Genomic DNA, 13769 nt, shown 5'->3' with positions numbered 1-13769 from the left:
GACCCCGGGGACGGTGTCGCCTAATATTAACTCCAACATTAATTTATCTCATCGGGCGGCTGAATGGAATCCCTGCAACCCTCTGTCGCACTTCCCACCATTGAAGAGCGACCTCCAATCCGGCTGCTTTTCACGGCGCTGCTGCTCGTGATGCTGCTCGGCGCGCTCGACCAGACCATCGTTTCGACGGCGCTGCCCACTATCGTGGGCGAGCTGGGCGGGCTCGAAAGCCTGTCGTGGGTCGTGACGTCATACCTGCTGACGTCGACTATCGTGGTGCCGCTGTACGGCAAATTCGGCGATCTGTTCGGCCGCAAAGTCGTCATTCAGGCGTCAATCCTCATTTTTCTTGCCGGCTCGATCCTGTGCGGCGTCGCGCAGGACATGACCCAGTTGATCGTGTTACGCGCGTTGCAGGGGCTCGGCGGCGGCGGCTTGATGGTCGTGACCATGGCCGCCATCGCCGACGTCATTCCGCCCGCCGAACGCGGCCGCTACCAGGGCTTGTTCGGCGGCGTATTCGGACTCGCGACGGTCGTCGGACCGCTGCTGGGCGGGTTTATCGTCGAGCATCTTTCGTGGCGCTGGATCTTCTATATCAACGTGCCGCTGGGCGTGCTGGCGTTGATCGTGATCGGACTCGTGTTCAAACCGCATGTGGCGCATGTAAAACATAAAATCGATTACATGGGCGCCGCGTTTTTAGCCGCTTCGCTCACTTGTATCATCCTTTTTACCAGCCAGGGCGGCACGCTGCTGCCGTGGAGTTCCCCGCAGCTTTGGTTCACGCTGGCGCTCGGACTTATTACGCTGGGCGGTTTTATCTACGAAGAACGGCTCGCGGATGAACCGATTATGCCGCTCGAGCTTTTCAGGGAGCGCACGTTCGTGCTGAGCGGGCTGATCGGTTTCATCATCGGATTTTCGCTGTTCGGCGCGATCACGTTCCTGCCGCTGTACCTGCAAGTGGCGAAGGGTTCAACACCCTCGCAAGCCGGCCTGCAAATCTTGCCGATGATGGCCGGCATACTGTCCACTTCCATCATCAGCGGCCGCTTGATCAGCAGAATCGGCAAATATCGCTGGTTCCCGATCTGCGGTACCGCGCTCGTGGCCTGCGGCATGTTCCTGCTGTCCACGCTGCAACTGGATACCCCGCTTCACACCATGTACCTGTTCATGCTGCTGCTGGGACTTGGACTCGGCATGGTCATGCAGGTGCTGGTGCTCGCCGTGCAAAATGCGGTGCCGTTCAAGAACGTGGGCGTGGCGACGTCCGGCGCAACACTATTCAGGTCGATTGGCGGTTCGGTGGGGGTAGCCACGTTCGGCGCAATCTTTACGAACAGTCTGCATTCGCGTCTGGCAGATGCCATGCCGGCGGGTGCGGAGTTACCGCGATCGATGGGACCCACGATGGTCCAGCATCTTCCCGCCGCTTTGCGCGATACCTATCTCAACGCGTTCTCGGGATCGATGCATCTCGTGTTTCTTGTGGCAGGTTCGGTCGTCCTGCTTGCGTTCGCGTTGTCCTGGTTGATGCAGGACCAGCCGCTTCGCAAGTAAGGGCAAGGCCGGGGGAATGAAGTGCGGCAGCGGCGCTTTGGTTTAAGCTGACGCACTTTAACTTTGGAACGTCCACGCAATGAAGCTTACGCACATAGTGATCGCCTCGACCCTCAGCGCTTTTGCGTTTATCTCGACCGCCGCATTGGCGGAGACTTATCACTTCGGCGAGGGACAGTCGTCGGTGTCGGGATCCGGCGGTGCTTCGCGGCACGCGCCGCCGCCCAAACATAAGAAGCACAAGCAGACGCGACATACTGCCGACAAGGGTGCGTATTCGCATCCGTAAGCGAAGAGCCTCCGTAGCGCCCGTCCCGCCCGTCGCCGCCGTCTTCTTCGTCAAGCGCGTTTCATCGAGTCAGTAGCTGGCGAACGCCCAGCGCCACGATCAACCCGCCGCAGACCCGGTCGATCCATGCCCGATACCCACGGTAGCCTGACGCAATCCCCGCGTGTGAGAGCACGAGTGCGACGAAGCCGTACCACGTCGTTGCAACCAGAGCGACCATCGCAAGCATGGCCGCGAAGGTGACCGGCGACATATGCGCGGGCGTGGCGGAAGCAAAGATGGCGGCGAAAAACGCTACCGACTTCGGGTTCGTGATGTTGGTCGCGAAACCTTGCACGAATGCCTTGCGCAATCCGCCAGACACGCTCGCCGCAGCCATGCCCGACTCGCCGGCTCGCGCCTTGAAGATCAGCCGGCAGCCGAACCACATGAGATACGCCGCGCCGCCAATCTTGACGACCAGCGCCATCCACGGGAACGCAGCGAACACAATTCCCACGCCGAGAATGGCGCACGTCGCCCAGAACAGGCTGACCAGGACGATGCCCGCGACGACCGCCAGGGCCTCGGAACGCGTCGACGAAGCCGCCTTGTGCGCAACCGCGACAAAGTTCGGCCCGGGAATAACCACGCCAGCAATATAGACAGACAAAACAGCCAGGACTGCGGATGAATCGACCACGCCGTCACTCCTTCATAGGTCGACGCGCGGGAAGGCGGCGTCGCTTCACGCATTATCGCTGACGTCTGTTCTTGCGATTGTTCACCCCTACGCGCTGAATGGTCGCCTCGTGCGAAGCGGCTTGAATCGTCGCTGGTCGCTCTTCTCTCAAACCCAGCTCCACCAATCAAAGCACATCGCGCACCCAATGTGAGCACGCCTGCCCGTGGCTGCACCATTTCCCGTCTTGAGCCTAAAGCCGGTCATATCTGAATTTTGTCCGTTATCGACCGCTTATACCAATACGGCCATAAGAGCGGGGCAATCGAGACAGAGCGCGTTTCACTCAAGCCGTCTGGCAAAACCGGGCCTGGTACTCGCTCTTTACAAGGCCAAATCCCTCACGCCTTTGTCGAGATCAGCCATGCACCAACCTCAATCCAGTCCGCGACGCAAGATTCCCGTCACCGTGATTTCAGGCTTTCTAGGCGCCGGCAAGACCACGCTGGTCAATCACCTGATGCAGCACAGCACGGCCGGGCGCATCGGCGTTGTCGTGAACGAGTTCGGCGAGGTCGGTATCGACGGCCAGTTGATCGTCGCCGAAGCAGAGGCATTGATCGAAATCAACAACGGTTGTGTGTGCTGCACGGTGCGCGCCGACCTGGTGGCGAGCGTCAAGGAATTGCTGATGCGCACGCAAGGCGGCACGCACGAAAGGCTTGATCGCCTGATCGTCGAGACATCCGGACTCGCCGATCCTGCGCCGGTGTTGCAGACCTTCCTTGCGGACCCGGATTTGCGCGAAGCGGTCGAACTCGAAGCCGTGGTGACCGTTGTCGATGCACATCATTTCGCTCAACAACTCCAGGACGAGATCGTGCGCGAGCAGGTAGCGTTCGCTGATATCGTCGTCATCAACAAGGTCGATCTCATCGACGCTCACGCACTGGATCAGCTCGAAACGCAGGTGCGTGCACTGAACCGGACTGCGGCCATCACCACTGCGAGCCATTCGCGAGTCCCAGCCGATTCGCTGCTTGGCGTACGGCGTTTTTCCTTGCCCGCGCTACTTGAAATCGAGCCCGATCTGCTTGATGAAAATGCCCACGACCACGAACATGATTCATCGATTCAATCGTGTGCGCTGGTCGAAAGCGGCGCCCTCGATCCGAATCGCTTCAATCGCTGGATCAACCAGCTGGTGCAGCAGTCCGGCCCGCAACTCATGCGGATGAAGGGCGTGCTGCATTTCCAGTCCGAGCCGCGGCAGTTCCATTTTCATAGCGTCCACATGCTGCTCGAAGCACGTCCCGGACGCGCGTGGCGCACCGATGAAACACGTGACAGCAAGTTCGTATTCATCGGCCGCGACCTCGACATGCCGCGCCTGCGCGAAGCTTTCCTCGATTGCCTGCATCAGCCCTGAATCCCCACCCTCAAGGAGCCTGCAATGAAAAAGTCTGAAGCCTTTACCCTCAGCATCGGTGTGTTGGCCGTAGTCGATACCTACATCACCGCCACGGTATTTCCCGTCCCCGTCTGGGTGACATTTATCGCATGGGCATCGTTCTTCGTGGTCGGTGGCGGCTCGGCCGGATTCGTGCAAAGCGTTGCCTCGAACCTCACGGGTCTGGTGATTGCGTCGCTGTCGTTGCTTGCCATTGCAAGTTCGGCGCAGACGCCCGCCATCGCGGCAATTTGCGTGGGCGTTGGCAGTGCGGCAATGGTGCAGGCGTCGAAGGTCAAGTTGCTGAACGTGCTGCCGGCGGTCGTGTGGGGTTTTGCGTCGACCGTGGGTACGACGGTGGCCACCGGCCGAGCCATCACCACGGCCGGCATTCATAACCCCGCACTCGTTGCAGCGGCGGCGCTGATCACGGGCGCGTTGTTTGGGATCGTGTCCGAAGTCCTCGGCGACGCCCTGACCCGCAAACCCGAGCCGCAGCTCAACTGAACTTCAACTGAACTTCAACTGAACCTCAACTCACTTTCGTCCGGGAACATCGAATGAAACTACAGCACAACTTGGGTGGACTGGAAAATCTCGGTCCGGTAAACGTAGACACGCAAGTGTTCGTCGAGCCGTGGGAGAAACGCATCTTCGGCATCCATACGGTGATGATGGCCGAGAGCACACATCTGGCCGATGCATTGCCGCGTTATCCCATGGCCGACCTGCCCACTACATTCAGGAATACATGGACCTGGGCGTCGTTGCGCACGGGTGCCGAAGGCATGCAGCCGTTCGAGTATTTCAAGTACCGCTATTACGAAAAATGGTTGATGGGCATCTCGCAGTTCTTTATCGACGAGGGATATCTGTCGGCTGATGAGCTCGACGAAAAGACCCGCCATTACCGCGCTGATCCGCAAGCGGCGCTTCCAGCCATGCCTAATCCCGCGGTTGCCGCGCAGATCAACGCGTACTTGGTCAACGGCGATTCCGGCTTTCACGCATTCGAACAGGCGCCGCGTTTTTCGAAGGGCGCGCCAGTGTGCGTGGCGGACCCCGATGCTGTCGAGCACACGCGCTTGCCCGGATATCTCCGTAACAAACGCGGCACGGTGGACCTTGTTTATCCCGGTGCATTTTCATATTTCGTTTCGACGGGACCTGATGGCATCGGTCAGGCCATGCCCGTGTATCGCGTGGCGTTCAATGCCGCCGACATCTGGGGCGAGGAGAAGAGCGAGCCCAATACGACCGTCTACGCCGATCTCTTCGACACCTATCTGCTTGCAGCCAACTGATCCATGCCAGGAACCACGACCATGAGCGACCTATTTAAATACGACGATGAGCGCGAAGCGGCCAGCGCCGCAAAAGTACGCGCTCTGGAAGCGCTGTTGATCGAGAAAGGCGTGCTGGGCAGCGACTCGGTGGATACCGTGCTCGGCCATTTCGAAACTGTGGCGGGCCCGTTCAACGGCGCACGCATTGTCGCGCGTGCGTGGGTCGATCCCGCGTTCAAGCAGCTTTTGATCGAAGACACGCCCAGAGCCATCGCGACAATGGACTTGCCGCAAGGCATGGACGGCGCGGAAGGGGAACACATGGCTGCAGTCGCGAACGGCGACGGTGTGCATAACCTGATCATCTGTACGCTGTGCTCGTGTTATCCATGGCCGGTACTCGGTCTGCCGCCGTATTGGTACAAAGACCCCGTATTTCGCGCGCGCGGCGTGCGTGAACCGCGTGCGGTGCTGCGCGAATTCGGCGTGCCTGTAACGGCTGACACCGAGGTCAAGGTGTGGGACAGCAGTGCGCAGATTCGCTGGTTCGTCGTACCGGAACGTCCAGCGGGAACGGACGGCATGAGCGAAGAGGCACTGGCCGTACTCATCACGCCAGAGGCGATGATGGGCGTTGCGCTGGTGCCCCCGCCATCATCGATGTCACCGGCATCACCCACATCACTCGCCGCGGGCTGATCATGTTCACGCGCTTCGAGGAATACGCTGCATCAAGCATGCTGGGTCAACCCGATTCACCGCCGCGCAGCCAAGGCAAATTTCTCTTCGGCAAACCTTGGGAACGCGATGTCTTCGGCCTCGCGCTGTCGTTGTCGAAGGCTGGATACTTCGAGTGGGAAGCCTTCCGGCAGAACCTGATCGAATCGATTGCCGAATGGGAGGACGGCTATTGCGCGGGCCAACCGCGCTGGGACTATTACGAACGTTTCTTTCTCGCGCTCAAGAAGACCCTGGTCGAAGCCGGCGTGCTGTCGGCGGCGGAAATAACCGCTATCGACGCTGTAGCCGTCACCGCTCACGCTTGAACCGGGTCGTATTTTTCTCAATGTCCACCTGTCCGGGCTAACGCCCTTTGGAGATCCTTATGATCGACGCTGTTCTGGATTCAACCGTCATGCCGTTACCGCTTCCCGTTCGCGAGCTTATGCCGTGGATGATTTTCGGTGGCTTGCTGATGCTGCTAGCGATCTATTTCGTGGGTGCGGAAGAAGGCGCGACATCGCTGATTCCCGGCATGTACGTGCATGAATTTGTACACGATGGCCGGCACCTGCTCGGCTTCCCTTGTCATTGATCCGGAGACTTCCATGGTCGGCAAATTATTGGTGCGCGGCATGCTCGCGGGCATTGCAGCCGGACTGCTCACGTTCAGTTTTGCGAAAATAGTCGGCGAGCCTCAAGTCGATCAGGCGATTTCGTTCGAGGAAAAGGCAGATGCTGCAAAAGGCGAAGCGCCCGAACCGGAACTCGTCAGCCGTCACACGCAGGCAGGGCTCGGCTTGCTTACGGGCGTAATGGCTTACAGCGCGGCTATCGGCGGCCTGTTCGCACTGACCTTTTCGGCAATGGTTGGCCGGGCCGGCAAGCTCAGCGCCAATGCTTTGTCGGCATGGCTGGCCATTGCGGGATTCATTGCTTTAGTGATCGTGCCGAACCTCAAGTACCCCGCCAATCCACCCTCGGTTGGAGACCCGGCGACCATAGGCTATCGCACCGGCCTGTATTTTCTGATGATCGTGCTCTCGCTAGCCACCATGGTGTTTTCGCTAAAGATTCGCCGGGCGGCAATTGCCTACGTCGGATCATGGAATGCGTCCATTGCCGGCGCAGCGGTGTTTGTCGTGATCATTGCCGCCGTGCAGATTGGCATGCCGGCGATCAACGAGGTGCCAGCCGCTTTTCCTGCCGTGCTGCTCTGGAAATTCCGGGTTGCTGCCATCGGCATGCAAGTGATCATGTGGACCACGTTGGGTTTGCTGTTCGGCAACCTGGCACAGCGTAGCCTGCATGCCCGTTCCCGAACGGCGAATGGGCGTTCACTTCACCAAGCTGTCTAAGCACTTTGTTAAAACAGCATGGCACGGCGCAATCCAAGTGCGCCGGGTCCGTGCTGATCAATTGGCGTCACGTCCCGCTGGTCATCGAAATTTTGCCAACTTAGAATAATTGTTCCTGGCGTCGCCCGGGGTCAGCCTGATTTCCGGCGTGGTTTCATCGCGTGAGCGGGTGCCGCGCCGGCGCCAAGCTCCGCCTGCCCGGACCCCGAATTCATCGGACCCGCATATGCGCAAGATCACCGTCGCCATGGTGTTGTTTCCCGGCTTCCAGTTGCTCGATATCGCCGGGCCGAAAGATGCGTTCGCCGAGGTCCGTATCCTGAGCCAGGGGCAGTGTGAGTACGAAATGCTGACCGTTGGCACGACGCGCGGATCCGTGCTCTCGTCCAGCGGTTTGACGGTCGTGCCGGACAGGACGATCTTCGACCCCTGCCCTGAATTCGATACAGTGATCATCCCGGGCGGTCTCGGCATTTTTGAGGTCCTGGAAGACTCCACGCTCAGCGAATGGCTGCTGAAGCAACGTCGCATCAGCCGTCGTATTGCCGCCATTTGCAACGGAGTATTCGCCTTCGGTTCGGCCGGCATGATTGATCACAAGACCGTGACGACCCACTGGATGGATGCGGCAAGACTCGCCGCCATGTTTCCGAAAGCGAAAGTCGAACCGGATCAGATCTATGTGAAAGACGGCGGTCTTTATACGACCGCCGGCGTGACGGCGGGCATCGACCTCGCGCTTGTCATGATCGAGGAAGATTTCGGCAGGAAGATGGCGCTGGACGTAGCGAAGTACCTGATTGTGTATGTGCGGCGCGCGGGTGGGCAATCGCAATTCAGTCCGCTCCTGGAAACGCAGGCTGCCGCCGATTCACAGATCCAGCCGGTTCAGCAGTACCTGCTCGATAATCTCCATCGGCCGCACACCGTGGCGTCTCTTGCGCAGCGGCTGAACATGAGCGCGCGCAACCTGTCCCGTGTCTTTAGCAAGGAGTGCGGCGTCAGCCTGATGACCTTTCTCAATGACGCACGCATCGATGCCGCCCGGCGATATCTGGAAAGCACCGACCATCCGGTTTCAAGCATCGCGCGCCGATGTGGATTCGAAAGCGCCGACACGCTCAGGCGAACCTTTAGCAAGCGTCTTCATATCAGCCCGATGGAATACCGGCAGCGTTTTCGTTCGAGCGATATGTCGAGTCCAGGAACCTTGCTTAGGCAGACCAAGGTTCCCGAAAAGGTTTGACTGTCGGCAGGCATGTGACTCGTCGACTACGCTGCGTGTCCGATCGCCCACTCCGCCACCATTACACTCATTTCGCGATAGCATGAGCTCCAGCCGATTAATGACAGGAGAGCATGTGCATGAGCTTCGACGAACGGATGCTGAACGGCATGGGCGTGTTGAGCGCGATCGTCGACAGCGGCAGTTTTGCCGCCGCCGGCGAAGCGCTGGATATGTCGCAATCCGGCGTGAGCCGCTCGGTGGCGCGACTCGAAGCCCGGCTGGGTATCCGGCTATTCGACCGTACTACCCGCTCAGTCAAGCTCACGGACGAAGGGCGGCGTTTCTACGAGCAGATCGTGCCGCTGCTAAGCGGACTTGAAGAAGCGGCGGCGTCCGCTTCGCAAGGAGCGACCGCGGTGCGCGGTCGCTTGCGCGTGAATATCGATCCGTTCTTTTCGCGTCTGTTTCTTGGACCGCGGCTCGGTGCGTTCGTCGAAAAATACCCCGAACTGCAACTCGACCTGATCACGCGCGATCAGCTTGGCGACATGGTCGCAGACGGTTTCGACCTCGCCGTTCGCTTTGGCCAGCCGCGTGAATCCACGCTGATCGCGCGCAAGTTGCTGGATACACGCGTCATTACCGTGGCGTCGCCGGGGTACATCAAGAAACATGGCCGCCCGCTCGTCCCGGCCGATCTCGAACGCGAGCCGCATACGTGCATCCATTTCCGCGATCCCGAAACCGGGCGCCCCTTCCAGTGGGAATTTCATCGCGGCAAGAAGAAAGTCCTTATTGCCGCCCGGGGACGCCTGAGCGCGAACGACGTCGGGACAATGCACGGCGTTTGTCTCGCAGGACACGGGGTCGCGCAAGTCCTCGCGCTTGGCGCCGAGCAATTGCTGGCCAGCGGCCGGTTGGTGGACCTGTTTCCCGATTGGCCCGACGAGACCTTTCCTCTCTATGCTGCCTATCCGTCGCGCCATCATCTGCCGGCCAAAGTGAGGGCGTTTTTCGACTTCATCGTTTCATTGACGGGCACGCCGATAGAAGACCTGACCTCGTAACAGCCTGGCCTGCGAGGTGTCGCTCAAGCAAAGGGCTTGCAACGCCTTGCCCACCGCACTCGCACTAGATGCGCTACGCACGTTTCATGACGAGACTCATCATCTGATTCACCAATCGGACTTACAATCGCGTTGCACGAAAATTGATTCAATTGCCTGCACAGGCTCAAATGCCTGACCGCACAAGGGTTGCAAGATTAGCTATCGGGATTTTCACCAACTCCCTTATTTTTTTGGCTTGGTAACCTGCTGCGGTTCTATTGCGGACACAATCCGCGGAATGCTCGCTGTCCGGTGCCGAGGGGCCTCACGCCGGACGAACCCGGGTACTGACCTATCCGGGATGTACTGACCACCTATGGAGTAAAAACAGTGAAAAAACTGCTCGCGGCTTTGACGATTTCCTTGCTCGCCGTCACATCGATCACTTCCGTCACCGCCAATGCGAAGGATTACTCGACCATCCGTTTCGGCGTCGATGCCTCTTACGCCCCGTTCGAATCGAAAGGTCCGGATGGCAAGCTGGTCGGCTTCGATATCGACCTCGGCAATGAAATCTGCGCGCGCCTGCATGCGAAGTGCGTATGGGTGGAAAACGATTTCGACGGCATGATCCCGGCCTTGAAGGCGAAGAAGTTCGACGGCGTGCTGTCGTCAATGTCCATGACGCCGCAACGCGCCGAACAGATTGCGTTCTCGAGCAAGCTGTTCAACACGCCGACCCGCCTGATCGCCAAGAAGGGCAGCGGCATCCTGCCGACAGCCGATGGCTTGAAGGGCAAGACGGTCGGTGTGGAACAAGGCACGATCCAGGAAACCTACGCCAAGACCTACTGGGCGCCGAAGGGTGTAACGGTTACGCCGTACCAGAACCAGGATGGCGTCTACGCCGACTTGCAAGCTGGACGCCTCGATGCAGCGCTGCAAGACGCCGTGCAAGCTGAAGTTGGCTTCCTGAAGACGCCGCGCGGTACGGGTTACGAGTTCGTGGGCAAGGATCTGGTCGATCCGACCATCCTTGGCAACGGCGCGGGTATCGGCCTGCGCAAGGAAGACACCGACCTGAAGGCACAGATCGACAAGGCAATTGCCTCGATCATCAAGGACGGCACGTACAAGAAGCTTGAGAAGAAGTACTTCGACTTCGACGTGTACGGCAGCTAAGCAGTCCCTGAACCTGTGTCCGGAACGCGTTCCGGACACAGCTTGAGCGCTTGAGAAAACGGGCTCCGCGACAAACGCGGAGCCCGTTTTGTTTTCAGCGTCTTTTTCTCCTGGCGCGGCAATGCTGTCGTTTTCAGCTAAGATCGTGCGTCTGGGGCAGGCGGCGCCGCAGCTACTCGCAGGTAATAACCGGCGCCACGGGCGCGCAGCAAAACCCGGTGGCCGTCGCGAACGTTCCGCCCCGCTCTCCTGAACACGCCGACACTTTTCCCAAGCGCGACGCGTATCCGAGCGCCGTGCACCGACAATCATGCAAACCAAAACGCACACCCTGATTTCGCCGTCTATCGGCACCACCCGCAATATCCTGAGCTTTCACTACGGCCCGGGCGGCGGCGAAAAGATCTATATCCAGTCCTCGCTGCATGCCGACGAACTTCCCGGCATGCTGGTCGCCTGGCGTCTGCGGCGCCTTCTGGCCGAGTTCGAAGCGGCAGGCAAGCTGCACGGCGAAGTGGTGATCGTGCCGGTATCGAACCCGATCGGGTTGAACCAGAACATGCATGGCACGTTGCTCGGGCGTTTCGAGCTGAACAGCGGCCACAACTTCAACCGCAATTTCCACGACCTGGCCGCGCTGATCGCGCCGCGTATAGAAGGCCTGCTGTCTGGGGACAGCAATGCCAACAAGCTTGCTGTGCGCCGCGCGATGCGTGATGCATTGGACGAGCAAAAACCGCAAACCGAGCTCGAGTCGCAGCGCCTTGCGTTGCAAAAGCTCTCTTACGATGCCGATGTCGTGCTCGACCTGCATTGTGACCTCGACGCGGCGCTGCACCTCTACACCAACCCGGATATCTGGGACGAAGTCGAGCCGCTGGCGCGATATCTGGATTCGAAGGCGTCGCTGCTGGCGTTGAATTCGGTGGGCAACCCGTTCGACGAGATTCACAGTTTCTGCTGGTCGGACCTGCGAGCCAGGTTTGGCGATCGTTTCCCAGTGCCCAATGGCGGTATTTCGGTGACGGTGGAACTGCGCAGCCAGCACGACGTGTCGTATGAATTCGCCGATGCTGACGCGCAGGGCATCATCAATTACCTGATGCATCGTGGCGTGATCGATGCGACTGCGCCCGCCATGCCGGCGCTTTCCTATCCAGCGACGCCGCTTGCGGGCGCCGAACCTATTGTTGCGCCTGTGAGCGGCGTGCTGGTGTTTCGCGCGAAGGTCGGGGCGTTGGTCAAGGCCGGCGATGCAATTGCCGATGTGGTCGATCCGCTGACCGATACCGTTACGCCTTTGAATTGCACGACCTCCGGCATGTTGTATGCGCGGCAGATTGCACGGTTTGCTACCGCGGGGATGGAGGTGGCTCGCGTCGCCAGTGCGACTGCATACAGGACAGGGTCGTTGTTGTCGGCATAGGGGTTGGAGCGCACCGCGTCCCCTGGAAAAGCAAAAGGGCTACCAACCTCGGTAGCCCCAAAAAATCCAACACCCCTTTAAAACCTTAAAAAACAGCAGCGGGTCCTGCGGCCACCCCATCGAATGATGGTCCTCGGGGCCACCGGTCCACTACCGCCTAAGCAGCCTGTGCAATCAGGCTTTCTGTGCGCGGCTGTAACATCGCCACGTGTTCGAGCACCGTCGGTTCCGGCACTTCGTTAGTCGATACCCTACTCAACTCCACCAGCGCGGTCTCAAGGCTCGCCTGACGGGCGGCCGCCGCTTTCTTGGTCTTCCCCGCGCGTGACGGCGGCTGGCAGGCCCCGCACACCACGTTTTCTTGCAAATCATGTTTGTGCGCGATGAACTTTCCAGTGCAGCGGCAGCATTTCGTGAGCTGCAGCATGCCCGCATCGAAAAAGCGCACAAGGGTCCAGGCCCGCGTTAAATCAAGTACCGCCTCGACATCGCTATTCCTGCAATGTTCGAGATACAACCGATACCCCTTCGTCAGGGCATCGAGGTGCGAGCAACCTGCTTCTTTCTTCAGGAACGCATACGTGTTGTAGAAGAGTGAAGCGTGGATGTTCGCGAGCCACGTCATATACCAGTCAGCCGAGAAAGGCAGCATGCCCTTCGGCGGCGATACGCCCTTCACCTCGCGATACAACCGGATCATCCGGTCACGCGACAGTGTCAGTTCACTTTCGAGCACCTGCATCCGCGCCCCGAGTTCGATCAATGCGATCGCGCGGAAAACTTCCAGTGCATCTTCGGTGAGGCTCTTCTTAAGCATGGCGCGCTCTCGTGCTTAGAGGAACTGTTCTGCTGGCTGGCCGGCCAGCAAGATGGCTGCGTGCGTCGGCGCGATATCCGCATGCTTCGCGGGCGACGTGAGTGCAGCCAGCATGGTGTGATCGTTGAAACGGAAAAAACACAGCAACTGGTCTGAAGCCGCCAGTTTGACAACCTGCGCGAGCGTCAGCCCGGACAGAAGGTCGGCGAGTTCCTTAGACAAACCCAGTCGAAACATCCCGATGGCACGGTCCTCTCGCAGCATGCGCTGCGCGAGCATGATGTACGACAAGTTGATTTCTCGAATCGAGTCCAGCGTTTCGCGACCGTTCATGATTTTCCTGCGTTCGATATAAACCCCGAGCACCCTGCCGGCATTCTTGCCGGCTATCTTTTTTGCCTAGCCAAACGTTTGTTCTGTCGGGCTACGTTTAAACTTTGTTTCACTGAGTTACATCTTGTAACAACACTGTGAAACGGATTGTAAGTACCACGCTGCGGGAAATCAAGAACATCTCAATAATAAATTTCCATAAAACAACAAAGAGAAACGGTAATTTTTTCCCGAGGATGTAACAGGAAAATGTGACCGGTTCATGGCAACTATTTTGAAGCGAAATGGGCCGGATCAATTGACAGAGGGTTTTCTTGACGATTGATTTCGTGGGGAAAAAACGGATGTGCCGGATAGTCGGTTGATATGCCCGACGAATTAACCGGATTGCGAGGAATGGCGAA

Annotated in this window: 16 protein-coding genes; 13 read left to right on the top strand and 3 right to left on the bottom strand. The window is 59.0% G+C overall.

Going from position 1 to position 13769, the window contains the following annotated elements:
• Window positions 1-63 precede the first annotated feature (63 nt).
• Together HB376_RS14880 and HB376_RS14875 are read left to right on the top strand one after the other, a co-directional pair.
• Window positions 64-1566, top strand: coding sequence for an MDR family MFS transporter (locus HB376_RS14880; protein WP_213764433.1), 1503 nt, complete (start codon window positions 64-66; stop codon window positions 1564-1566).
• 79 nt (window positions 1567-1645) lie between these two features.
• The gene (locus HB376_RS14875; protein ID WP_213764432.1) at window positions 1646-1855 is read left to right on the top strand and encodes a hypothetical protein; all 210 of its coding nucleotides are present in this window, start codon (window positions 1646-1648) and stop codon (window positions 1853-1855) included.
• 61 nt (window positions 1856-1916) lie between these two features.
• On the opposite strand, the gene HB376_RS14870 is transcribed toward HB376_RS14875, so the two are convergent.
• Window positions 1917-2537, bottom strand: a complete 621-nt coding sequence (locus HB376_RS14870; RefSeq protein WP_213764431.1) for a LysE family transporter — start codon at window positions 2535-2537, stop codon at window positions 1917-1919.
• Window positions 2538-2940: 403 nt separating this feature from the next.
• On the opposite strand from HB376_RS14870, the gene HB376_RS14865 reads away from it, so the two are divergent.
• The 11 genes from HB376_RS14865 (at window position 2941) to HB376_RS14815 (ending at window position 12215) form a co-directional block, all read left to right on the top strand.
• Window positions 2941-3945, top strand: coding sequence for a GTP-binding protein (locus HB376_RS14865; protein WP_213764430.1), 1005 nt, complete (start codon window positions 2941-2943; stop codon window positions 3943-3945).
• A gap of 24 nt (window positions 3946-3969) precedes the next feature.
• Entirely contained in the window at window positions 3970-4473 is a 504-nt protein-coding gene (locus tag HB376_RS14860) for a DUF1097 domain-containing protein (RefSeq protein ID WP_213764429.1), read from the top strand.
• 53 nt (window positions 4474-4526) lie between these two features.
• The gene (nthB, locus tag HB376_RS14855) at window positions 4527-5270 is read left to right on the top strand and encodes a nitrile hydratase subunit beta (RefSeq protein ID WP_213764428.1); all 744 of its coding nucleotides are present in this window, start codon (window positions 4527-4529) and stop codon (window positions 5268-5270) included.
• 21 nt (window positions 5271-5291) lie between these two features.
• Window positions 5292-5951, top strand: a complete 660-nt coding sequence (gene nthA, locus HB376_RS14850; RefSeq protein WP_213764427.1) for a nitrile hydratase subunit alpha — start codon at window positions 5292-5294, stop codon at window positions 5949-5951.
• Between the two features lie 2 nt (window positions 5952-5953).
• The gene (locus HB376_RS14845) at window positions 5954-6298 is read left to right on the top strand and encodes a nitrile hydratase accessory protein (protein WP_213764426.1); all 345 of its coding nucleotides are present in this window, start codon (window positions 5954-5956) and stop codon (window positions 6296-6298) included.
• 59 nt (window positions 6299-6357) lie between these two features.
• Window positions 6358-6567 (top strand): CbtB domain-containing protein, encoded by a 210-nt coding sequence (locus HB376_RS14840; RefSeq protein WP_213764425.1) that lies wholly within the window; start codon window positions 6358-6360, stop codon window positions 6565-6567.
• A gap of 13 nt (window positions 6568-6580) precedes the next feature.
• Window positions 6581-7330, top strand: coding sequence for a CbtA family protein (locus HB376_RS14835; RefSeq protein WP_213764424.1), 750 nt, complete (start codon window positions 6581-6583; stop codon window positions 7328-7330).
• 226 nt (window positions 7331-7556) lie between these two features.
• Entirely contained in the window at window positions 7557-8576 is a 1020-nt protein-coding gene (locus HB376_RS14830) for a GlxA family transcriptional regulator (RefSeq protein ID WP_213764423.1), read from the top strand.
• Between the two features lie 119 nt (window positions 8577-8695).
• Window positions 8696-9625: a LysR family transcriptional regulator gene (locus HB376_RS14825; protein WP_213764422.1), complete on the top strand. Its 930-nt coding sequence runs from the start codon at window positions 8696-8698 to the stop codon at window positions 9623-9625.
• A 372-nt stretch (window positions 9626-9997) separates the two neighbouring features.
• Complete coding sequence (locus tag HB376_RS14820; RefSeq protein WP_213764421.1) at window positions 9998-10789, top strand: lysine/arginine/ornithine ABC transporter substrate-binding protein; 792 nt, start codon at window positions 9998-10000, stop codon at window positions 10787-10789.
• A 310-nt stretch (window positions 10790-11099) separates the two neighbouring features.
• A complete protein-coding gene (locus HB376_RS14815) occupies window positions 11100-12215 on the top strand; it encodes a succinylglutamate desuccinylase/aspartoacylase family protein (protein WP_213764420.1) in 1116 nt (371 codons plus the stop codon).
• Between the two features lie 157 nt (window positions 12216-12372).
• Here HB376_RS14815 and flhC read toward each other — a convergent pair whose 3' ends face one another.
• Complete coding sequence (flhC, locus tag HB376_RS14810) at window positions 12373-13032, bottom strand: flagellar transcriptional regulator FlhC (RefSeq protein WP_213764419.1); 660 nt, start codon at window positions 13030-13032, stop codon at window positions 12373-12375.
• Window positions 13033-13047: 15 nt separating this feature from the next.
• A complete protein-coding gene (flhD, locus tag HB376_RS14805; RefSeq protein WP_047845882.1) occupies window positions 13048-13365 on the bottom strand; it encodes a flagellar transcriptional regulator FlhD in 318 nt (105 codons plus the stop codon).
• Between the last annotated feature and the right edge of the window lie 404 nt (window positions 13366-13769).

Source organism: Caballeronia sp. dw_19 (genome assembly GCF_018449515.1).
GTDB lineage: Bacteria > Pseudomonadota > Gammaproteobacteria > Burkholderiales > Burkholderiaceae > Caballeronia.
Note: the sequence above shows the minus strand (reverse complement) of the source record. Positions and strands in the feature narration are given on the sequence as shown.